The sequence below is a fragment of the Mycobacterium lentiflavum genome (assembly GCF_022374895.2).
GTDB lineage: Bacteria > Actinomycetota > Actinomycetes > Mycobacteriales > Mycobacteriaceae > Mycobacterium > Mycobacterium lentiflavum.
Genome location: NZ_CP092423.2, coordinates 5,611,652 through 5,637,530, shown reverse-complemented (window position 1 = coordinate 5,637,530; position 25,879 = coordinate 5,611,652). Strand labels below are relative to the sequence as shown.

The following is a 25,879-nucleotide window of genomic DNA, read 5'->3' as shown; positions in this document are numbered from 1 at the left end:
GTTCGTGCGCTTAATAGGCGGACTCCGAAGCCACTATCTCGGCCAAGAACGCGTCCGCGGGTGGCCGGTCCAGCCGGGCGCGTAGCCAACGGCGGATCCGGTCGCGGGTCTCGCGGGTCTCGCGGGTCTGCGCCCCGACGATCACCGCGGTCGCCGTCCAATCGTGATCCCAGGCGGCAGACTCGGTCATCGGTTGGCCTTGGGCATCGAGCAGGGGGAGCATCGCGCGGCCCTCGCCGTCCAGGGCACCGGCGCCGCTGATCGCGCCGGACTGCAATCGCACCGCGACGCCCGACGGCAGGTCCGGCCCGATGATCGCCGCGCGCACCACCGCGCCCGACGCCTCGACGCTCCAGTCGACGGTGTTCTCGCCCGCATCGAAGATGGCCGGGGGTACCGCGGTCCAATGAATGGACGCGACGCCCCGGGCAATCGCCTCCCCGCGCCGGGAGCCCGCATCCGCACCAGCGGCCAGGGCGTAGTCGTCGCGGCGTCCGCTGGGCTGGGACAGTTTCGAAGCCCACGCCACACTCGAATCATCAAGGACGGCAATAAGTTCCGCCCACGCGTCGTCGTCCACCCCGACCTCGTCGGCCAGATCGGCGCCCGCCCGTACCAGGTTCGCGATGCGAGGATCGTCGCTGCGGGCATGGGTGAACAACGCCGCGGCGTGTGGCGCCAGCAGGCTGGTCACGTCCGAATCCAGCGTGTCGTCGGTGAAGAAGTCCTGCGCGCCGGCGGTCAGCAGGGCGACCTCGAGGTCGAGCAGGGCGCCGTCCAGGCCGGCGATGCCGTCTCGCTGACTCGCCGGCCACCAGCGCCGCAGCCAATGCCCGACCGCCAGCCGGCGCAGCGGTTCGACCGAACCCGGCACGATGTCGACGCCGGTGAGCTCGGTGGTGCCGCCGGTCGCGTTTGCCGCGGCGGTCAGCGCGACATGGCCGGCCTCGCCGAACACGCGCCACAGCCAGTCCGCACGCGACAGATCGGTGAAGGTGATCTGGGTTCGCTCGTCGCCGGGTGGATCATCGATCGTCCAGGACAGCACGGCGCCGCTGACTTCCAGCACCGCGGCCAGCGGCGTCTGGGCACTGGCGGGCCCCACGGTCCAAAGGCCGGACTCGGCAACCAATTTCATCCGGCCACCTGCAGTTCCAGCATCGATTTGATCCGCTGGCGGTGATCGAGGCTCACCGACCGCGCGACACCCTCCAGCAGCGACCGCATCTCGTCGACGTCCTCGCACGACTCCTGCCACACGTCACGGCCGTGCAGGCGAGCCCACAGGCGGCTCAGGTAGGGCGGCGCATACGCCGCGAGGTCGTCGACCACCTGGCGTTGCCGCGGATGCATCGGGGCGCCCTCGGCGAGATAGCGCCGCGCGTGCAGCACGTACGCCTCCTTACGCAGCCGCGCCTGGATCTGCGCCGCCAGCGCGTAGCGGCTGGTGACAGATCGGTCCAGCGGTGCCAGCTCGACCGCGACCTCGATGCCGGCCACCAGCGTGGCCTGCTTGTCCTCCGAGAGCAGCCCCCACGGAGCACAGGCGCGGTCGACCTCTTCTTCGCAAAGCAACGGGATGTCGGGCAGGGCGTCGCGGTCCAGGGCGCGGCGCAGCGTCGCGCGTACCCGATCCACCACGCTGCGATCCAACGGGCGATCGCCATCGGCACCGCCTGCGATGCGCGGGGGCCGTTGCGGCGCAACCGAACTCAAGCCCAGATCTACGATCGACCAGGGTAGGTCGGCCGATTCGACACGGACCAGAGCGCCCAGGTTGTACGGGGTGGTGTCGCTGATCATGGCTGACCACACCCGCTGGCGCGCGGTCGCTGCGCGGTGGCCATGGGCCGGCCCGAGCACCGTACCCAGCTCGGCCAGGAACGGACCCGTCACGGTCTGGCTCGCCCGCACGTCACGCCAACTGTGTTCGAGCTGATCGGTAAGCGTGGCAACGACATCCTGGCCGGCCACGTACTGGTGCAGGACTTCGATCGCGGTACGGTCGCGGCCCTGGTGAATCTCGCCGAGCACGGTGGCCGCGGCTTCGCGATCCTCTGGCGCCGGTGCGCCTTTGGTGACCGCCAGCTCGTAGCAGACGGGGAAGTAGAGCTCCTGGGCGTTTCCGGAACGGATCCGCTGCCTGCGGCGCTCGAGCTTGAGGACCTCGAACCACGCTGCAGCGGCGCGCAATTCGGATGCGCTGCCCACGATCAGTTCGTGCATTGCCGCGGCGGTGTCGGGTGCGACCACCGGGGCGGAATACTGCGGGTTGGACCGTAGCCGCAGCACCAGCGGATCGATGATGCGTTTGACGGTTCGGGTCAATGGTCCGCCATCGTCGCTGCTGAGCACCTCGACGCCGAGCCCGATTGCCCGCCACGCCTGGTCGATCACGGACCGGCGTGGATGGCCGGCGGCCACCGTGGTGGCCAGCTGTGGGTCCGCGCTCATCAGCACAGGATAGGGGCATTTCGCAGATACCCCTAGCCAAAAAGTTGGGTTCGGTAGCCGCCCGGCACCCACACTCTGGATGTATGAAGAAGCTGATGACATTGCTTTACCGGGTGGCGTTCTGGCGGCATGGCAACGCCGAGGGCCGCACCGTCGGCGTCGGCACCGTGCGCAAAGTCGCCGGTGAGCGGCAGGTTTTCATCGAAGTGGTCGCCGTGTCGGGCGAGACGTTCATCGGCCGATTGGCGCGCTGTGAGGATGACTTGGACGTGTCGGTGCTGCGGCCCGGCCTCGTCGTTCTGGTGGCGTTCGATCCCGCTGCCCGCGAAGATCTTTCGCTGCCCGACGACGTCTTGGCCGTTCATGCGTCGTGGCTGGCCGCAGTTTAGCGTGCGCCGTCGACCGCGAAAGTGACCAGTGCGGCCCAGTACAGCGGATTGGCGCCCAGGTCTCCGTCACGCCAGCGCCGCATCTGTTCGCGCTGCCATCGATTGACCGCGCATCCCGCGTCGTCGGCCTCGTGCGCGTGGTCCACGGCGACGACCACCTCGGACATCGGATCGGCCGCATCGCCGTCGTTGGCGGCGAATTGGCGGTAAGCGGCGGTGGTGGGCAGCGACCACAGCGTGGCGGTCACCAGCTGTGCGCCGCCCAGAATCATCGCCGCGACCAGACCGGTCGCCTCGTCGAATCGGTAGTCGCCGCCCGACCCGCAGGCCAGTAGGGCCACCCGCGGCGGCATCGGCAGCCGCAGCGCCATCAGGTCGGACGCGGTGAGCGGGCGATGGTCCCCGATGGTGTCGGCATCGCCCGGGGCCGCCGCCGTACAAGCGAGATGCAGGGCCGCGCGGTCGGCCTGGGCGGCGTGATCATGCTGCGCGTCAGCAGAACTCGCGTGGCCGACGTAGAGCAGCCTGCTGGGGGCCCGCCCGAGCATGCCGGCTAGCCAGCCCCGGTCGGCGTCCTGGCGCCGGAACAGTTCGACCGCCCCGTCGACGTCGGGAAGTACTGCACGGTCGCCCATCAGTTCGGCGAAGTGTCGCGCCAATGGCGTTTCCGCTGAGGGTCTGCCGAGCACCGAACCGAGTGCGGAGTCGGGCCGTTGCCCGGGCACCCGCGGGTCGAGGACCAGCACCGGCGGACCGTCGCGTCGCGCGTCCCATCGCGCCGGTGTGCGAGGCGCGTGCACGATGTTCGCCGGCACCGCCATCAGCACGTCGACCAACTCCATCAGTCGATGGCCGTCGGTGTGTTCGCCGATATTCGCGAGCTGCCAAGGGATCCGGGCGGCCACCCGACCACTGGATGTGATGGCGTCCTGGCGGGCGCGCACCAGTTCCTCTTTGCTCGGACCTGATTTCGGCACCGCGAGCAGCCCCCAGGGAACGCGGGCCAGCCGCGCACTGGGGGCCACGAACAACGTGGCGCGCGGCGAGGAAACACACTCGTTCAGCAGCTGCCAGCCCTGCGTCGAGATCAGCAGCACGCCCAGGATGTAGGCGACGGTGAGCTCGGTGTCCGGATTCGCGAAAGGCCCGGTGGCCAAAGCTCGCTCGATGGCGTCGCGACGGCTCTCGCTGCCGTGCGGCTCGGGGATGGCGTCGGTCAGCTCTTCGATGGCCGCCAGCAGCAGCGGCTCCTCCACTACCCAGGTGACCGTCCGCGACGGCTGTCCGATGATCCGCAAGCTGCCATAGGTGGCGATCCCGACGTCGGCGTAACGCAGGACCAGAGTGAGCCGGTCGCTCATGGCCAGGTCGACCAGGCGGGTTCGGTGGCCGTGACGTCGCGGCCGTAGCGTTGTAGCGCCAGGGCGCGGTAATGGCTCATGATCGGCGGGCTGTCGGGCTGCATCTGCAGCGGCGGCAGCGGGCCGAGTCGCGTGAGCGAACGGCCGGCCGCCGGTGGTCCGGCCGCGGCCAGCGCCGGTTCCAGGTCGGCGTCGACCAGCACGGTAGCGGTGCCCGTCGACGCCCATTCGCCGATGGTCGGGCGTTGCGGGTCGGTGTCGAAAGTGCCTCGAGCGCTGTGATATTCGACGAGCTCACTGATCAGCTGGGTGTTCTCCCATTCGTACGCGACGGCGAAGGCCCCGGCCAGGATGGGTGCCGAAATGCTGGTTGCCCAGCGCGCTCGCGCGTCGGCGTCGGCGATCGAAAACCGCACCGAGTCGACCGCGAGCGCGGCCGGTACCTTGAGCTCGGCGGCCTGTTCGAGTTTGGCCATGCCACGCCAGTATTCGGGAGTGCCGACCTCACCCTTCAGGATCCCGAGTCCTTCGGCTTGGCGCGCCTCGGTTTCCTCCAGCGTTTCGTCGGGATCGCCCGAGCTGTCGAAGCCGAGGTCCGCCAACGCATCCGCGCGCCACACCGTGCCGAGATGACTGTCGAGTTGGGCGTACTGTAGCCAACTGCTGCGTGGCGACGAGTCCAGCAGTTCCCGGGCCTGGGCGATCAGCTCGACGGCGTCGGCGAATTTGCTCCAAAAAATCGCTATCCAGCTGCGCTGCAACAGGATGCGGTGCAGATGCAATGGCTTTCCCAGCTCGCGCCAGTGTCGCTCGGCATGCTCCCAGCATTCGTCGGCGCCTTCCAGCGCGCCGGATGCCAGCCGGGTGAGTCCCAGGTACAGCCAGCACCGCGCGACGTCGTGGGCCCGTTCATATCGTGCGATGACGGGATAGGCCTCGGCGACCAGCTGCTCGGTCCCCGCGTGATCACTGACCAGCCACCGCGCCACCGCGCGCTCCAATTGCGTTCTCGCCTCGGCTAATTCCCATCCCCGCGCCCGCGCTCGAGCGCCGGCGCGACGCAGCCAGGGTTCGGCTTCGGTTAGCCGGCCGGTCTCGACACAGAACCTGCCGTACGCGGTGGACGCGTCCACCCGCAGCTGGTCGTCGAATTCGTCGTCGCCCAGGCGGTCGATCGCATCAACCACGTGCTCCCACAGTGGAACCGACCGCACATGCAGGTCGTCGTCACACAGCGCGGTCGCGCACAACACCTGCGCTTGCACGATCAGCCGGGCGTGCTCGTCGGCCAGCTCGGGAAACGTATCGTCGGAGCGGCTCAACTCGGCCAGGGCCGTCTCGGCGCCTTCGTGATCGCCCAGCACGGCGCTCACGCCGGTCTGCAGGAACTGCGCTCGTCGCGAATAGCGACGGATCATCCGCGGTATGTCGGCTGCCGGCATCCTCACCTGAGCGGCGGCTTGCGGCATCGTGCCGGCGATAATCGCGGAGTAGATCGCCAGGCAGTCGCGGATGCGCCGGATACACTCGTGCACTCCGTCGTTCGCGCCCCGCGCCAAGTAGATCTCGCCCAGCTGCGCGAAGACCTCCAGGATCAGGTCGTCGCGGTCTTCTTGCTCGATCGCGGGCATCAGGGACAGCAACAGTTCCCGGGCGCCGGTCTCGTCGGCAACCAATGTCAGGCGGCGGGCCCGCGCTAATTCGCCGGAGATCGACACGGCTGCATCATAAGTCCGGACGGTGCGGCGGACGTGTGAGTGAGGCACGCCCGCCGCCCGGAGTGGAACCGATCAACCGCACGTCACCTTGATGCTGAAGTCCTTGGTGATCATCCCGGCCATCGGGTTTTTCAGGTCGGCGCCCTGCGCCTGCCCGGTGATGGTGTAGGTCTTGCCGTCGACTGCCACGTTGGCCGACCCGACCTTCGCGCCCATGTTGTTGGCGACCGACAGGGCGTTGCCGTCCACCACCAGCGCCAACGATTCGACCTTCGGGGTCGCCTCGTCGGTCATCACGACGGCCAGCGCCTGCTGCGCACCGCCGGTGGAGCCGCTACCGATGTCGATCTTGCCGCCCTGCTTCACGCAGGTCACCGACGCCGGGTTGACGCCCGCCAGGTCGGCGCCGCCGACCTTGACCTGAGCACCGCTCCCGGAGGCGACGCTGGCGGCCGTGCTCGACGCCGGGCTGGCCGTGTGGCCGCCGCTCGAGCAGCCCACCACGGTCGCTGCCACGCCGAGGGTTCCGATTGCGCCCACGAGAAGACGTTTCACTGTCGTTCCTTCCTTCATGCGTCGCCCTGTTGGCGTCGTCATGGAGCAAGTACAAAGCTCCGGCGTTGCTACCGATCCCAATTTTCAGGTGCAGCCGGTAGGCTCCGTCGGCGGGGACCCGAGGAAGGGAGAGATCCGATGGCCAGCGCGAAATGGTTGGAAACGCCTGAGGCACATGACTTTCCGGCAGCTTGCGATTACCTCGACCTACTCGCGGACCCGCCGATGGTCAGGAAGCTCGCGAAACGGCTGCAGAGCGGATCGGTGACGCATAAGAAGGCCAAGGACATCCTGCGGGCCGCGCGGCTGAGCCTGTTGCCGGTCGACAACCCACACGTCGCCGCCGACCTCACCAAGATCGAGAAAGGCATTGCGCTCTCGCCCATCCTGCTGGTGCGCGGCGACATCGTGACGGGTGTTCCGCTGCAGATCGCCGACGGCTATCACCGCGTCTGCGCGAGCTATCACTGCGACGAGAACACCGATATTCCGGTGATCCTGGCCAGACTGACCCACCAGCAGTAGCGCTTCCGGCGAATGCTTGAGTGTCCTTGTGATAGAGATCCAGACGTTGAAAACGGGGACAGCTTCGGTGCGGGTGCTGACCCTGTCGTCGGGGCGCGTCAACGCCCTCGATGTGGAAGTGCTCGAAGAGCTGACCCGAACCTTTCGTGAACTGCAGGAGTCGGGCAACGGTCCGCTGGTCGTCACCGGCTCCGGCCGGGTGTTTTCCGCGGGGGTCGACCTCAACCGCGTGGTCGACGGCGGCCGTGACTACACCGACCGGCTGGTTCCGGCGCTGTCTGACACGTTCGACGCGTTGTTCAACTTTCCGTGGCCGACCGTGGCCGCCATCAACGGCGCCGCGATCGCCGGGGGGTGTGTGCTGGCGTGTGCCTGTGATCGCCGGCTGATCGGACCCGAAGCCGGAATCGGTGCGGCCGAGGTTCGCGTCGGTGTTTCTTTCCCGGTCGCCGCGCTGGAAGTGATGCGTTATGCCTGCGGGGATGGCGCCGAGGAGGTGCTGCTCGGCGCGCGCACCTACCGGGGGGCCGACGCGATCGCGCGTGGGCTGGCCCACCGCATCGTCACCGACGATCTGATCGAGGCGGCGGTGGGCGAGGCCGCCGAGCTTGGCGAGCTGCCGGTCGAGGCATATCGCGCTACGAAGGCCCAGCTACGCGCCCCGGCCGTGGCGCGGATTCGCCAAGGCGCTGCTACCGACGCCGACGTACGCCAGCTGTGGGGTTCAGACGAGACGCAGCAGCGCCTGGCCGACTACGTGGAGAGTCTTAAACGCCGCGACTGATCACTCGTCGAGCGCGACGCCGCCGCGGGTGCGCCTGCGCCGCATGCGATGCGAGCCCTTGCCCTCCGGGCGACGGTTGCGCAGCCCGGAGCGGGGTTCCTCGGTCTCGGTCTCGTCCTCGTCGGTCTCGCCGGACGGCTGGGCGGCGTCGTCAGTAGCCGGCTTCTCGGCTTTGACGGCGTCGACAGCTTTCGCGGTGGGCCCGACAGGTTCTTGTGCGGGCTCGATGGGTTCTTCGGCTGGTTCCGGCTCGGCCTCGGCTTCATCGGCTTCATCGGCTTCTTCGACATCGTCGGCTTCGTCGGCCTTTTCGTCCCCGACGGCCTCGGCGGCTGTGACGGTGTCGGCTTCGTCGGTTTCTTCGACGTCTTCGATGTCTTCGGCTTCGGTGGCGTCCGCCTCGTCGCCCTTCTTACGGCGCAGACTGGGCTTCCTGGACTTCTTGGGCTTCTTGGCCTTGATCGGCTTCGGCGCGGGAGGCGGCAACTCGGCCACGAACGACAGATAGAAGGCGAAAAATCCGAGCAGGGCAATCGCGGCGGCGGCGCCGTAGATCCCGAAAAGATATTGTCCGGCAGCGTCCAGGTTGAGCCAGATCTCGCTGATCGCGGTGCCGATGATCAGCACCCCGGCCAGCACGTGGCCCACTATCGACCAGATCCGGATCGTCAGGGCCATTTGCGGGATGCCCAGCTCCGGCTTGCGGGTCCGTAGGTGAGTGAACACCACGGGCAGCGCGGCCAGGGCGATCAGCGCGCCCGCGCCGATGCGGCCCGCCATCCCCAGTCCGCGCGATGTGTCGCCCATCAACTCGGACCAGCGGGGCAACACGCAGAGGAAATAGAGGACGCCAGCACCGATCGAAAACACCAAGTGCCACGGTATGGCGACCTTGCGCCCCATACGCCTCCCTCATACTGGTGAGCCCACGTCAGCCTAAATGCAGCCAAACAGATTCCAAACAACCGTTCGGCCGCGTCCGGAAACCGAGTGAACCCGATTTGCGGAGGATGCGGGATTTGAACCCGCGAGGGCTGTTAACCCAACCCGCGTTCCAGGCGAGCGCCATAGGCCACTAGGCGAATCCTCCGTGGCAATGGTAGCGGCTGGGTCAACGTGGAATGTCGGTCGGCCGTCATCGGCTGCCCCGAGCCAGGGACTACACTCGCCATGGACCCCGCGCGGCGTCTATCCTGTGAACTCCCCCAGGGCCGGAAGGCAGCAAGGGTCAATGGGCTCTGTCGGGTGCGCGGGGTCCCCTATGTGTGGGGCCGCGCGACCAGCGCTTACGCCGCGAGCCGGCCCGTCACCCTCAGGCGTTCGACAGCGAAAGGGCCCTGCAAAAAGCATGGTGGCGTTCGATTCCCTCAGCCCCGAAGAGCTCACCGCACGGCACTCCCGTCATCAGCAGGACTACGCGGAACTGCAGGCCAAGAAGCTGCACCTGGATCTGACCCGTGGGAAACCCGCCCCCGAGCAGCTCGATCTGTCCAACCAGCTGCTGAGCCTGCCCGGCGACGACTTCCGCGACGCCGAGGGGACCGACACCCGCAACTACGGCGGCCTGCACGGCCTGCCCGGACTCCGGGCCATCTTCGGCGAGTTGCTGGGCATCCCGGTGCCCAACCTGATTGCCGGGAACAACTCCAGCCTGGAGCTGATGCACGATCTCGTCGCCTTCTCGATGCTCCACGGAGGCGTGGACTCGCAGCGGCCCTGGAAGGACGAGCCGAGCATCAAGTTCCTGTGCCCAGCACCCGGCTACGACCGGCACTTCGCCATCACCGAGACCATGGGCATCGAGATGATCCTGATCCCGATGCGCGACGACGGCCCCGACGTCGACCTGATCGAGGAGCTGGTCGCCGTCGACCCCGCGATCAAAGGGATGTGGACGGTGCCGGTGTTCGGCAACCCCACCGGCGTGACCTACTCCTGGGAAACCGTGCGGCGGCTGGTGCAGATGCGGACGGCGGCCGCCGACTTCCGGATCTTCTGGGACAACGCCTACGCGGTGCACACCCTGACGCACGACTTCTTGAGCCAGATCGACATCCTCGGGCTCGCCGCCGCGGCCGGTAACCCGAACCGCCCCTATGTCTTCGCGTCGACCTCGAAGATCACCTTCGCCGGCGCGGGCGTCAGCTTCTTGGGCGGATCGCTGGGCAACATCGCCTGGTACCTGCAGTACGCGGGGAAGAAATCGATCGGCCCGGACAAGATCAACCAGCTGCGGCACCTGCGATTCTTCGGCGACGCCGACGGGGTCCGCCTGCAGATGCAACGCCACCAGCAGATCCTGGCGCCGAAGTTCGCCCTGACGCTCGAGATCCTCGAGCAGCGGCTCGGCGATTCCAAGATCGCGTCCTGGACCGACCCCAAGGGCGGCTACTTCATCAGCCTCGACGTGTGGCCCGGGACCGCGCGCCGGACCGTCGCGCTGGCCAAGGACGCTGGTATCGCCGTCACCGAGGCGGGTGCGACGTTCCCGTACCGCAAGGATCCGGAGGACAAGAACATCCGCATCGCGCCCACCTTCCCGTCGCTGCCGGACCTGCGCGACGCCGTCGACGGGCTGGCGACCTGCGCGCTGCTGGCGGCTTCCGAGGCCCGGCTGGGCGCCGCGGCGCCGAGTGCGAACTGACGGCGTCGATTCTGCGCCGACGGCGCCGTGCTTGCGCACTGGAAGCCGTTGATGCACACCTGACGGCTGGCCTTTCCCCCGCAAGCGGGAGGTGCCCCCACAGCGGGACCTGCGGTGCCCGCATCGTCGTCGCGGTGTTGAGGGTGCGACTCCTCAGCGGGACCTGCGGTGCCCGCATCGTCGTCGCGGTGTTGAGGGTGCGACTCCTCAGCGGGACCTGCGGTGCCCGCATCGTCGTCGCGGTGTTGAGGGTGCGACTCCTCAGCGGGACCTGCGGTGCCCGCATCGTCGTCGCACGGCGCCGGTAGCCTGCTGACCGTGGCTCTCTACCGCAAGTACCGACCGGCAACCTTCGCCGAAGTGGTGGGGCAGGAGCACGTCACCGAGCCGCTGTCCATCGCGCTGGAGGCCGGCCGGATCAACCACGCGTACCTGTTCTCCGGGCCGCGTGGATGCGGAAAGACGTCGTCTGCCCGCATCCTGGCCCGGTCGCTGAACTGCGCCCAGGGGCCGACCGCCACCCCGTGCGGGGTGTGCGACTCCTGCCAGGCGCTGGCGCCCAACGCGCCCGGCAGCATCGACGTGGTGGAACTCGACGCCGCCAGCCACGGCGGCGTGGACGACACCCGCGAACTACGCGACCGCGCCTTCTACGCGCCGGCGCAGTCGCGCTATCGGGTGTTCATCGTCGACGAGGCGCACATGGTGACGACGGCGGGGTTCAACGCGCTGCTCAAGATCGTCGAGGAGCCGCCCGAGCACCTCATCTTCATTTTCGCCACCACCCAACCGGAGAAGGTGCTGCCGACGATCCGCTCGCGCACCCATCACTACCCGTTCCGGTTGTTGCCCCCCAAGACCATGCGCTCGCTGATCGGGCGGATCTGCGAACAAGAAGGCGTGGTCGTCGACGACGCGGTGTACCCGCTGGTGATCCGTGCCGGAGGTGGTTCGCCCCGCGACACGCTTTCCGTGCTGGACCAACTGGTGGCCGGGGCCGACGACAACCACGTCACCTACCCGCGAGCACTGGGTCTGCTGGGCGCCACCGACGTCGCGTTGATCGACGACGCCGTCGACGCGCTGGGCGCCGGGGATGCCGCCGCGCTGTTCGGCGCGGTCGAGTCGGTGATCGACGCCGGGCACGACCCGCGCCGCTTTGCCACCGATCTGCTGGAGCGGTTCCGCGATCTCATTGTGCTGCAAGCGGTTCCGGATGCGATAAGCCGTGGCGTGGTCGACGCCCCGGAAGACGTGCTGGATCGCATGCGCGATCAAGCGGCCCGAATCGGTGCGGGGACGCTGACCCGCTACGCCGAAGTGGTGCAGGCCGGCCTGGGGGAGATGCGCGGTGCAACCGCGCCCCGGCTGCTGCTCGAAGTGGTCTGTGCACGTCTGCTGCTGCCGTCGGCCAGCGACGCCGAATCGGCGCTGCTGCACCGCATCGAGCGGATCGAGACCCGGCTGGCGATGTCCATCCCCGCCTCCGAAGCCGCGCCAGTCGCCGTACCCGCGGCACCGGTGGCCACCCCACCGCCGGCCGAGCCGGTTGCCCGCCCGGCCGCGCGCCCACCGGTCGAGGTTAAGCCCGCCGACCCCGACCCCGACCCCGACCCCGAGCCGGTTCCCGAATCGGTTGTGGCGCCGCCCCCCGACCCGGTGCCGAATCCGGAGCACAAGTCGGCCAACATCCCCGAACCACCCTCTGCCCCAGGCGAACTCAATGCCGCGGCGGTGCGAACGATGTGGCCGACGGTGCGCGACAAGGTGCGCGAGCGCAGCCGCACCACCGAGGTGATGCTGGCCGGCGCCACCGTACGCGCCGTGGAGGGCGACACCCTGGTGCTCACGCACGAGTCGGCGCCGTTGGCCAAGCGGTTGTCCGAACAGCGCAACGCCGACGTCATCGCGGACGCGCTCAAGGACGCGCTCGGCGTGAACTGGCGGGTCCGTTGCGACGCCGGCTCCCCGGCGTCGGCACCGGTCGCGCCGCCGACTCCCAGCAGTGCGGTCGCGCCCGCACCCCCCCGTCGGAGAGTCGTGCCGCCACCCGCCGAGGACGAGGCACCCGTAAGCGACGCTGCGGCTGCGGAATCCGTTCAACGTGACGAAGAAGAACACATGCTCGCCGAAGCCGGTCGCAGCGACCCGTCGGCACCGCGTCGCGACCCCGAAGAGGCCGCACTCGAGCTGCTGCAGAACGAGTTAGGCGCGCGCCGGATCGACGGGGTCTGAGCCTAAGGTCGCCACCACGGGCGCAGCGGCAGATTGTCGGCGCCGCGCCGCTCCACGTTGGCGGCCAGGATGTGATGGAGCTGAAGGTTGTTCTCGTCGAACGCAACTCGTGAAGCCGCCATGTACAGGCCCCATACCTTGGCGACAGCAAGACCGACTTCCTCAACAGCCTCGTCCCAGTGCTCGACGAGGTTGCGGCACCAGTCGCGCAACGTCATCGCGTAGTGGTGGCGGAAGTTCTCCGTGTGCAACACCTCGAAACCCGTGTCCTGAACGTCGGTCATGATGCGTCCCGAACCGGTCAGCTCACCGTCGGGGAAGACGTAGCGGTCGGTGAAACCGTTCGCAAACGTGTGCTGCTCGTTGTCGTGACGGGTGATGCAGTGGTTGAGCAGCAGACCGCCGGTGCGCAGCCTCGACTTGAGGAAGGCGAAATAGGCTGGGTAATTCTTCACCCCGATGTGCTCGGTCAGCCCGATCGACGAAACGGCGTCAAAGCCCGACTCCGGCACGTCGCGGTAGTCGGAGTGGCGCACCTCGGCCAAGTCGGCGAGGCCTTGGTCCTCGATGGCTTTTTGCGCCCACTTCGCCTGTTCGGCCGACAGGGTCGCGCCGATGGCCCGAACACCGTGGCGAGCGGCGTACCGCACCATTCCGCCCCAGCCGCATCCCACGTCGAGCAGCCGGTCGCCCGGTTGCAGCTTGAGCTTCTCGAAGATCAGCCGGTACTTATTGTCTTGCGCCTCTTCCAGAGTCGCGTCGGCGTCCGGATACACCGCGCAGGTGTAGGTCATCGACGGCCCCAGCACCCATTCGTAGAACGTGTTGGACACGTCGTAGTGGTGATGGATCGCCCCCGCATCTCGGGACTTGCTGTGCAGCAAGCCTTCTGCGAACCGGCGCCACCGCGGCGGCGTTTCCAGCGCCGGCGGCGCAATCGGCACCAGATGTTCGATACCGATCGAGCGCACCACCTGAGCCAGGGTCCACGCTGACGGCCGCTTGAAATCGACGCGGTCGGCCAGCATTCGGAGCAGCTCGTAGGGATCGCCCGGATGCACGCCGATGGGCTGCAGGTCGCCCGAGATGTAAGCACGGGCGATGCCGAGCTCGCCGGGCGCCGTCGCCAGGTAGGTAGTGCCACGCGGTGAGCAAAGATCCAGTCCCAGCGCAGCGTCCGCGCTTCCGGCCGTGCTGCCGTCGTACGCGGTGAACTTGAGCGGGTGCCCGCCGCTTGCGGTGAAGATGGCCAGCACCTCGGCCATGTTCAGCTTGCCCGTAATGGAGTGGTCGGGCTCCTTGGTCGTCGTCATCGCCGTTGCACCGCCTTTGCATAGAGATCGAGCAGACGAGAGTCGGGATCGTAGGATTTTTTGACCGCCTTGTAGGCCTCGCCGCCGTAAAGCTGGTCGAATTCCTCACGGGTGTAGAAGGAGTCGGAGTACAACGACTTGTGCCCGTCGAGCTCACTGACCTTCGCCTCGATTGCCCGGTTGGTAACCCCCACACCGTCACCGGCGGGCACCGAGGACCAGAACCCGATGTTGACGTAGCTGACCTCCGCCGGTATCGGATACAGCGGCCAGCCGTCATGATCGCGAAGTCTCAACGGGCACAACCAGATCGGCGTGATCGGGACGTTGTCCAGAAACCACTCCAGAAACTCGCAGGCGCGCCCAATCGGCACCTCGACGTCCTGGACCACCCGCTCCCGAGCCGGACGCCCATGGCGGGCCTCGATCCGGTCGGAAACCCCGAACCGGCGATCTATCGCCACGAGCTTGGAGTAGACGCTGCTGCGCCGGTAGCGGCGCGGCCACCAACGGCGCAGCGCAGGGTTCTGCACGCCGAACGCGCGTGAGCACCAAAACCAGTCGGTGTCCCAGCGCCAGAAATAGTCGTGCATCGTCAGCCGGTCGTCTTTGGTGTCCGCCCGATCCGCGGTGTCGTGCTGCATCGACTGGTAGTAGATGTTTTTTCCGGTGTAGTCGCTGACCGGCCCCGGGGTGGTGGTGCGTCGGCCCACGCACAGGTAACTCTCGTCGGGACCGAAGACCACGCCGTCGAGATAGTCGACCGGGGTCCCGTCACGCCCGCCGGTGTCGATGATGCGTTCGGCGGCCGCGACCAGTTCGGGCAATGAGTGAAAGCGGATGTGCCGCAACGCCACAAACGGCGCGATCGGTTCCAGCTCGATCCGTAGCCTCGTCGAATAGCCCAGTGTTCCATAGGAATTGGGAAAAGCCCGGAATAGGTCGCAGTGCTGATCGCGCGATGCGGTGAGTAATTCGCCGGCGCCGGTGAGGATATCCATTTCCAGCACCGATTCGTGTGGCAACCCGTTGCGGAACGACGCCGATTCGATGCCCAGGCCGCTGACCGCGCCGCCGAGCGTAATGGTCTTGAGCTGCGGGACCACCAGTGGCGACAGGCCATAGGGCAGGGTCGCCGCCACCAAATCCTGATAGGTGCACATGCCGGCCACATCGGCGGTGCGGGCTTCGGGATCGACACTCAGGACGCCGGTCAGTCCCGAGGTATCCAGACCGCGGGCATCGCGTTTAGTGCGGGCGCGGAACAGGTTTGACGTGGGCTTGGCGAGCCGCACCGCGGACGTTACGGGGATGGAACGATAACTCGCCATCAACCGATCGACGCCCGACGTGTGAGCCGAGAGTGCAGATCCTGATCCTGGCACCACATATACCCTAGTCTTCGACCACACCCCGTGCACCCGCTCGCGAGCGGCATCACAACAGAGGAGTCGCGCCTGATGGCACAGGTCAGCGCAGCCAGCACCATCTTGATCAACGTCGAGCCCGGGGCCACGCTCGCCGCGGTGGCGGACTACCAGACCGTCCGCCCGAAGATCCTGTCCTCGCACTACAGCGAATACCAGGTGCTGCAGGGCGGCCAGGGCCAGGGCACCGTCGTCAAGTGGAAGCTTCAAGCCACCAAATCCCGGAGCCGCGACGTGCAGGCAACGGTCGATGTCGCTGGTCACAGCGTCATCGAGAAGGACGCGAACTCCTCGATGATCACCAACTGGACGGTGGCTCCGGCGGGACCCGGATCGAGCGTGACCGTCAAAACCAGCTGGACGGGGGCCGGCGGCGTCAAGGGCTTTTTCGAAAAGACGTTTGCACCGTTGGGACTGAAGAAAATTCAGGGTGAGGTACTGGCCAACCTGAAGAAGGAGCTCGAAGGCTAGGCCTCAGCGCTGCGTCACCCTGGTGTGCAGATAGAGCCCGAGTTGTTCGCCATAGGTGCTCAGCGCATCGGCGGTCAGCATCTCGAGATGCGTGCTGTCGACCGAGTAGATGGCGATTTCTCCGGCGACATATGGTCGCCAGAGCCGCTGCTGGGACCGCGCGGCTCGCCCGTTTCGCAGGCTTCGCCACCGTGACCGTCCCCGCCCGTCGTCGGTTCTGCCCCGGGCGGCGCAGAAGATGACCATGTCGCCGTCGAACACACCGGGCACGTGGTCCAGCAGGTGTCGCTGGTTGGTCTGGACGCTGTGCACCATGAACTCCAGCAGCTGCTGGGGCGGCAGCGGGATCCCCGCCCCGTGCTGATGCACCAATTCCTCGGCCTGCCGGTAGTCCAGCGGCCCGGACTGCACGGGAATGTCGATCCGATTGGTCCGCAAGATGTGTTCCAGGATCTGGCTTTCGTCCAGCGTCTCGTTCTTTGCGATGGCCCGGTTGGCGTTGAGCCTCGCGACGAACTTGTTGGCGCTGAACACCGGGTCGATCAGCACCAGGCTCTCGACTACGCGTCCGCGTCGCTGCAGTTCGATCGCTAGTTCGTGGGCGACGACGCCGCCGAACGACCAACCGAGAAGCTTGTAGGGCCCGTCGGGATAGCGGGCTTGGATGCGGTCGGCGTAGGTTGCCGCGATCCCGCGAATCGAAGCCGGCCCGGCTTCGCCGTCGTGTGAGATCTGGTTGATCCCGATGATGGGGCAATCCACGTACTCGCCCAGCGCACGATACGCCCAGCTGAGTCCGAGGCCGTCGTGAATGCAGCACAGCGGTGCGCCGGTGCCCTCCTGGAAGACCTCGACCGGGACCACCTCCGCGGCGCTGTCCTGCGCGCCGAGCTGCTCACTGAGATTTCGCACCGACGGGGCGTAGAACATGGTGCGGACCGGAAGGTGAACATCGAGGGCGGCGTTGATCGCGGCGATCACCCGCATCGCGGAGAGTGAATCGCCCCCGAGGTCGAAGAACGAGTCGTCGACTCCGACCCGCTCGATCCCCAGGACCTGGGCGTAGATCGCCGCGATGACCTGCTCCGTCTCGGTTTGCGGGGCCTGGAATGGCGTGGCGGCGAACACCGGCGCTGGAAGCGCCTTGCTGTCGATCTTGCCCGACGACGTCAACGGGAACTCGTCGAGCACCACGATCTGCGCCGGCACCATGTATTCGGGCAACCGCGCGCTCAACCGCTGGCGCACCGCGCTGATCTCCATGTTGGTGTTGGGGTTGTTGGCGTGCGCGCCGCGCGGGTGGGCCGCGGCGGGAGGCAGGTAGAGGTCGGTCAGCGGGGAACCGGCGGGGACGAGGAAGACGGCGTCAATGGTGCCCGGCTCGGCGCCCCAGGTGACCGCGACGTGGTAGCCGGCGTTTTCGCCGAGGCGGTGTAGCTGTTCGGGAGTGACGCTGTCGGGGGCAGGCGTGGGCGGGGTGAGCGCATCGGCCAACGGGAACCCGTCGGCCAGCGCGCGTTCGATGCGTACGTCGCTGGCCAGTCCGGCCCGCGGGATCCCGGTGACGCGCACCGCGGCGGGACGTTGCGAGGACAGGCGGGTGTGCAGGCCGAGCAGGCCCGCGCACTCGCTCCACGTCCAGCCGGGAGCCGACGCCACGGAACGTACCGGTGCCGGGGTCTTGCGGATGACGACGTCGTAGCGGTACCGGTTGAGTTCGTTGTCGGCCATGCCGCGCTTGACTTGGATGTCGAGTCCGGCGGCGGACGGGTGACCGGCGGCCCAGGTGGTGAAAAAGTCTGGGGCCAACAGTAATTCAGGTTCACTGACCACGGCGCGGTGGACCCGCTGGCGGATCTCGGCGACGTCGGCGGTGGTGGTGCGGGCGAGGGCGACCCCGGTTTGAAAGGCCTCTTGCAGGGCGTGGTTACGGATGTCGCCGAGGAACAGTGCGCCGCCCGGCGCGAGCAGCTCCATGGCGTTGTCGATCACATCGGCCAAGTACGCCGCGTTCGGGAAGTACTGGACAACCGAGTTGACGACGATCGTGTCGAAGTAGCCGGGGGGCAATCCGTGGGTCACGTGTGCGGGCCGGGCCAGCAGCTGCACCCGATCACGCCACGGGATTTGCAGCCGCTCCAGCGAACGGGCGAGGTTGTCGATGGCCACCGCCGACATATCCGTCGCGACGTAGCGCTCACAGTGCGGGGCGATCTGCGACAGCAGCAGCCCGGAGCCGGCGCCGATCTCCAGTACCCGGCGCGGCCGCAGGCCCATGATCCGGTGCACCGTGGCCGCCCGCCACTCGTGCATCTCCTCGAGCGGAATCGGTTCACCGGTGTAGCTGCTGTTCCAGCCGCGGAAGTCCATGCCGAATTGCGGCACCGCGTCTTGGCCTTCGTACAGGTCGTCGTACACGTCCTGCCACTGGCCGACGATTTCCGCGTCATGGTCGGCGGTGCTGGTGCGCCGCAGGGTGAGGTAAGCGACGAGGTTTTCGCCGGCGTTGCCGTGGTGCACCATGGTGACGGCCTGGGTGACCTGCGGGCAATCCAGCAAGGCATTCTCGATCTCGCCCAGTTCGATGCGGTAGCCCCGGATCTTGACCTGCTCGTCGGCGCGCCCGACATACCGCAACTGTCCGTCGGCGCTCCACGACACCAGATCGCCGGTGCGATACATTCGTGTTCCCGGCCCCCCGAAGGGGCACGCCAGGAACCGCGACGCCGTCAAGTCCGGCCGGCGCACGTATCCGTCGGCCAGTCCGGCACCGGCCACGTACAACTCCCCGACCACGCCGGCCGGAACCCGGCGTAACCAGTTGTCCAGCACGAAAAACGCCAGATGCGCCAGCGGCCCGCCGATGGGGCTGACCGGGCTGTCGACGTCGCCGTCGACGAGCTCCCGGAACGAGGCGTGCACCGTCGTCTCGGTGATGCCGTACATATTGATCAGCCGTGGCGAGCGTGGATGCTTTTGCAACCACGTCCGAAGACGTTGTGGCTCAAGGGCTTCACCGCCGAACACCACGGTCTGAAGCGCCAGCTGTTCGGCGAGTTGGGGTGAGAGCGTATCGGCGGTTTGCAGCGCATAGAACGCCGTCGGGGTTCGGCTCAGCACACCGACACGTTCGGCGACGAGCAGCGCGTGGAAGTCCTCGGGCGAGCGGGCCACCGATTCGGGCACCACCACCAGCCGCCCGCCATAGAGCAGCGCACCCCAGATCTCCCAGACCGAGAAGTCGAAAGCCAGCGAATGACATTGTGTCCAAGCCTGTTTCATCTCCAGCTCGCCCTCGAGCGAGGACAGCAGCCGGGTCACGTTGCGGTGCGGGACGGCGACACCCTTGGGAGTGCCGGTGGTGCCCGACGTGTAGATGATGTAGGCGATGTCATCGGGGTCCGGCGCCGGTAGTGGGGTAATGGGGTAGCCGGAGATGCGGGGATCGTCGACCGAAACGACCGCCAGGTCGTGCCCGCCCAAGCGGTCGGACAGCGCGGCGGTGGTGATCGCGGCGACCGGCCTGGCGTCGGCGACCATGAATCCGATCCGGGCGTCGGGGTGGGCCGGATCGAGCGCCAGGTAAGCCGCCCCGGTTTTCAGCACCGCGAGGATCGCGATGATCGCCTCGGCGGAACGGGTGAACAGCAGTGCCACCGTCTGTCCCGGGGCTGCTCCGTGCGCGGTCAGCAGATGCGCCAACCGGTTCGCGTCCTCCTCGAGCTCCCGGTAGGTCATCGACAGGCCGGCGAAGGTGACGGCCAGCGCCCCGGGTGTGCGCGCGACTTGCTCGGCCCAGCGCAGCGGAATCGACGCGCCTGCCAAGGGAGGCCGGCCCAGCAACGGCCGGTTGCCCCAACGGTCGAGGCGCGCATACTCTTCGGGCTCAAGGAGATCCGCCGACGACAACCGCTGGGTCGGGTCGGTGGTGATCGCCACCAACACCCGTTGCAGGCGCTGGATGAGCGTACTGATGGTGGCCGCGTCGAACACGTCGGTGCGATATTCGACCGTCCCGGCGATCCCGGCCGGGTCACCGGCACCATCCCAGTGTTCAGCGAGGTGGAACACCAAATCCATTCGGGCGGTTTGGGTGTCCATCGGCAGCTGGGCGACCTGCAGATCATCGAGGGCCAATCCGGTGGCGGAGTCGACCCGGTGTCCCGGGGCGCTCTGCCAGGCCAGCATCACCTGGATCAACGGGTGATGAGTCAGCGACCGGGTGGGATTGATGCGCTCGACCAGGACCTCGAAGGGCACGTCTTGGTGCTCGTAGGCGCCAAGGCTGCGTCGACGGACCTGCGCCAGCAGCTCGGCAAAGGTGGGATCCCCTTCCACCTCGACACGCAGCACCAGGGTATTGACGAAGAAGCCGACCAGTTCGTCGAGCGCCGGGTCACGCCGACCGGCGATCGGGAACCCCACCGCCACATCGGAACTGGCGCTGACCGCCGAGAGCAGCACCGCCAGGGCGGCCTGGATCACCATGAAGCTGGTCGCGTGGTGCTCGCGGGCGATCTCGCGGATACGCTGTTGCAGCTCGGCGGGCCATTCCAACGCCACGTGGGAGCCGCGGTAGTCGGCGACCAGCGGGTAGGGCCGATCGGTGGGCAGCTGCAACCGCTCGGGCATTCCGGCCAGCGCGTGTTCCCAGTAGGCGAGCTGGGCGGCGATCGGGCTGTCGGCGTCGGCCAGATCACCGAATTGCTTGCGCTGCCACAGCGTGTAGTCGACGTACTGCACCGACAACGGCGCCCGTTGCGGGTTCCGGTGCTGTCGTCGAGCCCGATAGGCCTCGCCGATGTCCCTTACCATCGGCGCCAGCGACCATCCGTCGAACGCGATGTGGTGTACCACAATCCCGACGTAGTATTCCTCGGCTGTCACCGAGTAGATCTGCGCACGAATCGGGATCTCGGCCGACAAATCGAAGCGATGCTTCGCCAGTGCCACCATTTCGGAGACCATGTGGTGTCGCGCCAGCGGTACCACCGCGTCGCGGCCGCGTCGCCACATTCCCGCCGCGGCCGGTAGCACCTCCTGATATGGCACGCCGTCGATCTCAACAAAGATGGTGCGCAGCGATTCGTGGCGGGCGATCACGTCGTCGAGGGCCGCGTCCAGTGCCTCGACATCCAGTGACCCGTTGATCCGGAACGCGGTCGGCATGTTGTAGGTCGCCACCCCGCCCTCGAATTGGTAGAGGAACCACAACCGGGATTGTGCGAATGACAGCGGAACCAGAGCCGGCCGCTGGCCTGCGATCAGCGGCGTTCGCCGACCGGTTCGGTCGGTGCCGATCCTTGGCGCCAACCGGGCGATGGTGGGTGCGTCGAACAGGGTGTGGACTTCCAGGTCGGCGTCGAGAGCGGAGTTGACAGCGGTGATCAGGCGCATAGCCGAGAGCGAGTCGCCGCCGAGGTCGAAGAAGGAGTCGTCGGTGCCGACCTGCTCGAGACCCAGGACTTGGGCGTAGATGCCGGTCAGAATTTCCTCGACGGCGTTGGTAGGGGCGCGGTAGCTGCCGGGGTCGTGGTAGTCCGGCGCCGGCAGGGCGCGGATATCGAGTTTGCCGTTTGTAGTCAGCGGCAATGTCTCGAGTGCCACGATGGCCGCAGGGATCATGTAGGCAGGCAGCTTGTCGGCCAACGCATTTCGTAACGCAGCGGGGTCGACGGTTCCGGTCACATACCCGACCACGCGGGGAGCGCCGGGCGCGTCCTCGCGGGTGATCGCGGCGGCTTGTTCGACGCCGTCCAAACTGGCCAGCGCAGTTTGGATTTCACCGAGTTCGATACGGTAGCCGCGGACCTTGACCTGCTCGTCGGCGCGCCCGACGTAGTCCAGCTGCCCGTCGGGATGCCAACGGACCAGGTCTCCAGTGCGATACATCCGCGCCCCGCGTTCGCCGAAGGGGCAGGGCACAAATCGTGCTGCCGTCAATCCCGGCCGGTGCAGGTACCCGCATGCCACGCCGTCGCCGGCGACATACAACTCACCGACGACGCCGATCGGGACGGGGCGTAGCCAGTCGTCAAGCACGAACAGCGCCGCGGTCGAAACCGGCCCGCCGATGGGCGCCGCCCCCGACCCCGCCGTCAGCGGCGCACTCATCGAGGCGTAGACGGTGACCTCGGTGGGACCGTAGGCGTTGATCACCACGCGGCCGTCCGCCCACTGGTCCACGACGTCTGCGGGGCAGGCTTCCCCGCCCAGCAGTACCGCCACCGAACCCAATCGGCTTGGCGTCAATGCCGCTGCGGCTGACGGTGTTTGGGTGAGAACCGTGACGTGTTCGTTGACGAGTAGGTCGTGGAAGTCATCGGGTGAGGCGGCTATCGACTCCGGTACCACGACGAGTCGTCCGCCGCCGAGCAGGGCGGCCCAGATCTCCCACACCGAGAAGTCGAAGCCGTAGGAGTGACATTGCGTCCATACCTGTGCCAAGGGCAGGTGGGTTGGCATCGAGCTGACCAGGTGGGCCAGGTTGCGATGAGTGACCGCAACACCTTTGGGAACACCGGTGGTGCCGGACGTGTAAATCAGGTATGCGATATCGTCGGGCGAGGGTGCCGCCGGCGCGGTGGCGGGCTGGGTGTGCACGACGGGGTCGTTGACGTCGACGATCGATACGTCGTAGCCGTCCAGTCGCGGGCGCAGATCATCGGTGGTGAGCGCGGCGATCGGCGCGGCGTCGGCCAGCATGAACCCGATCCGCGTGTCGGGCAGGGCCGGGTCGATCGCCAGATAGGCCGCTCCGGTCTTGAGCACCGCGAGCATCGCGACAATGGCTTCGGGCGAGCGCGTAAACAGCAGTGCCACAAACTGTCCCGGGCCGGCGCCGTGGCCGGCGGCCAGGTGCGCCAGCCGATTAGCGGCCTCGTCCAGCTCCCGATAGGTGTGTGAGCGTCCCTGGAAGCTCACCGCCACCGCGTCCGGGTCGCGTTGCACGTGCTCGGCGAACAACTCGGGGATCGACACCGGCGTGGCCGCGCGTCGGGCCAACATCGCCCGGTTGCCGACCTCATCCATCAGCGTCTGCTCGTCGGAGTCCAACAGCTGAACCGACGACAACTTGCGGGTGGGTTCGGTAGTCATGGCCAGAAGTACGTCGTGCAGTTGCAGGATTAGGGTGTCGATGCTGTCCGCGGCGAAGACGTCGGTGTCGTACTCGACGCGCAGCCCGAGTTCCTTGCCGGGCATGGCTTGCAGCGTCAGGGGATAGTGGTTGTATTCGCGCGCGGTCATCTCGGTGATGGCCAGCCCGTCGACACCGGCCAGGGTGGCGGCGTCGACGGGGTAGTTCTCAAACACGAACAGGGTGTCGAAGAGTTGGTCGTGACCCGTGACGCGATGGATCTCGGACAGCGCCAGGTGCTGGTGCTCGAGGGTGTCGTTGTTGGCGCGATGCAGTTGGTTGAGAAGATCGGCGGTGGTGGTCAGCGGCGTGCAGTCGGCCCGCACCGGGACCGTGTTGATCAGCAGGCCCACCATCGAGTCCGCGCCGGGGAGGTCGGTGGGACGGCCGGAGACCGCGGTGCCGAAGGCGACGTCGTGCTGGCCGGTCAGCCACATCAGCAGCTGTGCCCAGCCGACCTGCAACACCGTATTGAGGGTGGTGTGATGTGCGCGAGCCAGGTCACTCAGCGACTGGGTCATCTGCTCGCTGACCCGAGAAGTATGTACCCCTCTGCGCCCCAGCCCAATTCGTGCCGGTGGGCCCACCAGGGTGGGAATCTCAAAGTCCGCGAACGCCGCTCGCCAGGCCGCCTGCGCGGCACCGATGTCTCGCTCGGCCAGCCAGGTGACGAACCGGCGGTAGGGCGTGGGCGCGGGGAGTCGATGCCCGAAATAGCTGGCGAAGATCTCCTGGGCCAGGATCGGTAGCGACCAGCCATCGAGCACGATGTGGTGGTTGGTGAGCACCAGTCGATGGCGATCCTTGGCGGTGTGGATCAATGCCACCCGGAATGCCGGCGGCTCAGTCAGATTGCAGACCGCGCTACGTTCGGCCGCAGACACTCGCTCGACGGACTGCGCATCATCGCCGAGTTCGATGTATTGCCACGCCGGCACCGGATCGGCCGGGATGACCTGGATCGGTTCGTCGAACTGGCGGCAGAAGCGGGCGGCCAGGTTTGGATGGCGGCCGACCACGGTGTGTACGGCCCGGCGCAGCCGGTCGGGGTCCAGCGGCCCGGTGATGGTGATGCCCAGCTGCATTGCGTAGACATCGTCGGTGTTGCCGTGGATGGTGTTGGCGTGGAACAGCAGTCCCTGCTGCAGTGGGGTGAGCGGCAGGATATCGGCGGTGCGATCCTGCTGGCACAACTCGTCGATCTGCTGCTGACTCAGTCGCGCCGGGACGATATCGGATGGCGTCAGTCCGCCTCCACCGCGTTGGACGTGAGCGCAGATTCCCGCTAGCGCGTCGAACCACAGCTGGCTGAGCCGGCTGATCTGCGACTCATCAATCGCCGAGGGCGCCCAGGTCCAGGTGGCGTGCAGCTGCGGTCCGCTGTCGGTGTCCAGCGTGCTGGCGTTGAGTTCGACGGTGTGCCCCAACGGCATTGGAATCGCGGAGGACGCCGCGGCCATCGAGAGTCCGTCTTGGCTGACCTGCCACAGGTCGTCGGAGAGTTCGGTCGCGCCGCCGAGTCGCCCGAGATAGTTGAACCCGATCGCCGGGTCGGCCCCGGTCAGGTCTACCTCGGGGTTGAGATAGCGCAGCAGTCCGTAGGTGATTCCGTCGGGCAGCGCGCGCAGTTGTTCTTTGGCCTCCTTGATCAGCGCACCCAGCGGCGGGTCGCCGGCGCGCACCTGCGCCCAGTTCAGGCTGCCAACCCTCAGTGCCACCGGGTATTTGGTGGTGAACCAGCCCACGATGCGCGAGAGGTCCACATCGTCGGCCAGCTCCTCGTGGCGGCCGTGGCCTTCGACGTCGATGCCGATCGGCGAGTCGGTGTTCAGGAACTCCGCCCAGGCCATCGCGAACGCGATGAGCAGAATGTCTTGCACGCCGGCGTGAAACGCCGCGGGCGCCTCCCCCAGCAGCATTCGGGTGGTGTCGGCGTCCAGCTCCACCGCCAGCTGACCGGCACTGGCGTAGGTGTCGAGCTCGGGGTTGGGCGGGGGAATTGGGGCCGGGGTCGCCAGCGCCCGTGTCCAGGCGTCGGCCTGCTCGACGACCTGGGCGGTTCGGGCGTATTCGGCCAGCAGCGACGACCACCGGGCGAACGAGGTTCCACCCGCGGGTAGCGCGATCGGCTGCCCGTTGTGCCGCTGTCCCCAGGCGATATTGATGTCCTCCAACAGGATTCGCCACGACACCGCATCGACGGCCAGGTGGTGGATGATCAGCATCAGCTGACCGGTGGAGGTCGCCCACACCGCGCTCAGCATGGTCCCGGCAGCCGGGTTCAGCCGCGCTCGTGCGTCGGCCAGCGCCGTCTCGGACAGTTCACCTACGGTGTCCAGGCATGCGCGGGCATCCGCCGAACCGGCCTCGGGTACCTCCAGGGATCCGTTGCTGTCGACGCGCAACCGCAACATGGCGTGTCGATCGAGCAGCGCCTGCAGCACCACCACCACGTCGTCCTCGGTCACCGCGGCGGGCGCCTGTACCACCAATGCCTGATTGAAATCCTCGACCGGACCGTCGATGTTCAGCAGCCAGCGCATGATCGGGGTGGCCACCGTAGGCCCGATGCCGTCATCGGCGATGGCACGTTCGCCGGCCACACTGGCAACCTGGGCCAGCCGCGCGACCGTCTGTTCGACGAAAATGTCACGCGGACGGCACAGCACACCGGCCGCCCGGGCCTGCGCAACCACTTGCATCGACAAGATGCTGTCGCCGCCCAGATCGAAGAACGAGTCGTCGACGCCGACCCGCTCGACGCCGAGGACTTGGGCGTAGATGGTGGCCAGGATCTCCTCGGTCGCGCTGCCAGGGGCGCGGTAGCGATCGACATCGCGGTATTCCGGTGCGGGCAGGGCGCGC

At 67.4% G+C, this 25,879-nt stretch carries 16 protein-coding genes, 1 tRNA gene and 1 other RNA gene (1 of these 18 only partly in view); 8 read left to right on the top strand and 10 right to left on the bottom strand.

Annotated elements, in window-relative coordinates:
* Nucleotides 1–10: 10 nt before the first annotated feature.
* Nucleotides 11–1,138 (bottom strand): hypothetical protein, encoded by a 1,128-nt coding sequence (locus MJO58_RS26205; RefSeq protein ID WP_239721445.1) that lies wholly within the window; start codon nucleotides 1,136–1,138, stop codon nucleotides 11–13.
* Nucleotides 1,135–2,454, bottom strand: coding sequence for a hypothetical protein (locus MJO58_RS26200; protein ID WP_239721444.1), 1,320 nt, complete (start codon nucleotides 2,452–2,454; stop codon nucleotides 1,135–1,137). Before MJO58_RS26200 ends, MJO58_RS26205 begins: the two co-directional genes overlap by 4 nt.
* 83 nt (nucleotides 2,455–2,537) lie before the next feature.
* Here MJO58_RS26200 and MJO58_RS26195 point away from each other — a divergent pair, with 83 nt between their 5' ends.
* Nucleotides 2,538–2,843 carry a hypothetical protein gene (locus MJO58_RS26195; RefSeq protein ID WP_090607700.1) on the top strand — a complete coding sequence of 102 codons (306 nt, stop codon included), beginning with the start codon at nucleotides 2,538–2,540 and terminating at the stop codon, nucleotides 2,841–2,843.
* Here MJO58_RS26195 and MJO58_RS26190 read toward each other — a convergent pair.
* From MJO58_RS26190 to MJO58_RS26180, 3 genes are all read right to left on the bottom strand, one after another.
* Nucleotides 2,840–4,204, bottom strand: coding sequence for a CHAT domain-containing protein (locus tag MJO58_RS26190; RefSeq protein WP_434086275.1), 1,365 nt, complete (start codon nucleotides 4,202–4,204; stop codon nucleotides 2,840–2,842). The two genes, MJO58_RS26195 and MJO58_RS26190, sit on opposite strands and share 4 nt — an antisense overlap.
* Nucleotides 4,201–5,922, bottom strand: a complete 1,722-nt coding sequence (locus MJO58_RS26185) for a hypothetical protein (RefSeq protein WP_239721443.1) — start codon at nucleotides 5,920–5,922, stop codon at nucleotides 4,201–4,203. Before MJO58_RS26185 ends, MJO58_RS26190 begins: the two co-directional genes overlap by 4 nt.
* A 72-nt stretch (nucleotides 5,923–5,994) precedes the next feature.
* Complete coding sequence (locus MJO58_RS26180) at nucleotides 5,995–6,477, bottom strand: lipoprotein LpqH (protein WP_090609663.1); 483 nt, start codon at nucleotides 6,475–6,477, stop codon at nucleotides 5,995–5,997.
* A 138-nt stretch (nucleotides 6,478–6,615) separates the two neighbouring features.
* Between MJO58_RS26180 and MJO58_RS26175 the strand changes: the two genes are divergently transcribed.
* Nucleotides 6,616–7,002 (top strand): hypothetical protein, encoded by a 387-nt coding sequence (locus tag MJO58_RS26175; RefSeq protein ID WP_090607695.1) that lies wholly within the window; start codon nucleotides 6,616–6,618, stop codon nucleotides 7,000–7,002.
* A 67-nt stretch (nucleotides 7,003–7,069) separates the two neighbouring features.
* Entirely contained in the window at nucleotides 7,070–7,786 is a 717-nt protein-coding gene (locus MJO58_RS26170) for an enoyl-CoA hydratase/isomerase family protein (RefSeq protein ID WP_259608735.1), read from the top strand.
* Here MJO58_RS26170 and lucA read toward each other — a convergent pair whose 3' ends face one another.
* Together lucA and MJO58_RS26160 are read right to left on the bottom strand one after the other, a co-directional pair.
* Entirely contained in the window at nucleotides 7,787–8,689 is a 903-nt protein-coding gene (lucA, locus tag MJO58_RS26165) for a lipid uptake coordinator LucA (protein ID WP_239721441.1), read from the bottom strand.
* 101 nt (nucleotides 8,690–8,790) lie between these two features.
* Nucleotides 8,791–8,876: transfer RNA gene (locus MJO58_RS26160), tRNA-Ser, on the bottom strand.
* A gap of 79 nt (nucleotides 8,877–8,955) precedes the next feature.
* Between MJO58_RS26160 and ffs the strand changes: the two genes are divergently transcribed.
* From ffs to MJO58_RS26140, 4 genes are all read left to right on the top strand, one after another.
* An RNA gene (ffs, locus tag MJO58_RS26155) (signal recognition particle sRNA small type) lies at nucleotides 8,956–9,050 on the top strand.
* Between the two features lie 87 nt (nucleotides 9,051–9,137).
* Entirely contained in the window at nucleotides 9,138–10,430 is a 1,293-nt protein-coding gene (locus tag MJO58_RS26150) for an aspartate aminotransferase type Ic (RefSeq protein WP_239723452.1), read from the top strand.
* Between the two features lie 134 nt (nucleotides 10,431–10,564).
* On the top strand, nucleotides 10,565–10,738 hold the full coding sequence (locus MJO58_RS26145; protein WP_239721440.1) for a hypothetical protein: 174 nt from the start codon (nucleotides 10,565–10,567) through the stop codon (nucleotides 10,736–10,738).
* Between the two features lie 10 nt (nucleotides 10,739–10,748).
* Nucleotides 10,749–12,665: a DNA polymerase III subunits gamma/tau gene (locus tag MJO58_RS26140; protein ID WP_239721439.1), complete on the top strand. Its 1,917-nt coding sequence runs from the start codon at nucleotides 10,749–10,751 to the stop codon at nucleotides 12,663–12,665.
* A gap of 2 nt (nucleotides 12,666–12,667) precedes the next feature.
* Here MJO58_RS26140 and MJO58_RS26135 read toward each other — a convergent pair whose 3' ends face one another.
* Nucleotides 12,668–13,978 carry a class I SAM-dependent methyltransferase gene (locus MJO58_RS26135; protein WP_239721438.1) on the bottom strand — a complete coding sequence of 437 codons (1,311 nt, stop codon included), beginning with the start codon at nucleotides 13,976–13,978 and terminating at the stop codon, nucleotides 12,668–12,670.
* Nucleotides 13,975–15,309, bottom strand: coding sequence for an FAD-binding oxidoreductase (locus MJO58_RS26130; protein ID WP_217493150.1), 1,335 nt, complete (start codon nucleotides 15,307–15,309; stop codon nucleotides 13,975–13,977). The genes MJO58_RS26135 and MJO58_RS26130 overlap by 4 nt, the downstream gene beginning before the upstream one ends.
* A gap of 129 nt (nucleotides 15,310–15,438) precedes the next feature.
* Between MJO58_RS26130 and MJO58_RS26125 the strand changes: the two genes are divergently transcribed.
* Nucleotides 15,439–15,876: an SRPBCC family protein gene (locus MJO58_RS26125; protein ID WP_090609660.1), complete on the top strand. Its 438-nt coding sequence runs from the start codon at nucleotides 15,439–15,441 to the stop codon at nucleotides 15,874–15,876.
* Between the two features lie 3 nt (nucleotides 15,877–15,879).
* Here the strand turns inward: MJO58_RS26125 and MJO58_RS26120 are convergent, their stop codons facing one another.
* Nucleotides 15,880–25,879: the final stretch of a non-ribosomal peptide synthase/polyketide synthase gene (locus MJO58_RS26120; RefSeq protein WP_239721437.1), read on the bottom strand. Its footprint extends 21,167 nt past the window's final position; 10,000 of the gene's 31,167 nt are visible here — the last part of the coding sequence; its start codon lies beyond the right edge, outside the window; its stop codon occupies nucleotides 15,880–15,882.

Coding starts and splice junctions, on each gene's coding strand:
- MJO58_RS26195 (WP_090607700.1), top strand. CDS start 2,538: ATGAAGAAGCTGATGACATTGCTTTACCGGGTGGCGTTCTGGCGGCAT.
- MJO58_RS26125 (WP_090609660.1), top strand. CDS start 15,439: ATGGCACAGGTCAGCGCAGCCAGCACCATCTTGATCAACGTCGAGCCC.
- MJO58_RS26135 (WP_239721438.1), bottom strand. CDS start 13,978: ATGACGACGACCAAGGAGCCCGACCACTCCATTACGGGCAAGCTGAAC.
- MJO58_RS26190 (WP_434086275.1), bottom strand. CDS start 4,204: ATGAGCGACCGGCTCACTCTGGTCCTGCGTTACGCCGACGTCGGGATC.
- MJO58_RS26200 (WP_239721444.1), bottom strand. CDS start 2,454: ATGAGCGCGGACCCACAGCTGGCCACCACGGTGGCCGCCGGCCATCCA.
- MJO58_RS26175 (WP_090607695.1), top strand. CDS start 6,616: ATGGCCAGCGCGAAATGGTTGGAAACGCCTGAGGCACATGACTTTCCG.
- MJO58_RS26130 (WP_217493150.1), bottom strand. CDS start 15,309: ATGGCGAGTTATCGTTCCATCCCCGTAACGTCCGCGGTGCGGCTCGCC.
- MJO58_RS26205 (WP_239721445.1), bottom strand. CDS start 1,138: ATGAAATTGGTTGCCGAGTCCGGCCTTTGGACCGTGGGGCCCGCCAGT.
- lucA (WP_239721441.1), bottom strand. CDS start 8,689: ATGGGGCGCAAGGTCGCCATACCGTGGCACTTGGTGTTTTCGATCGGT.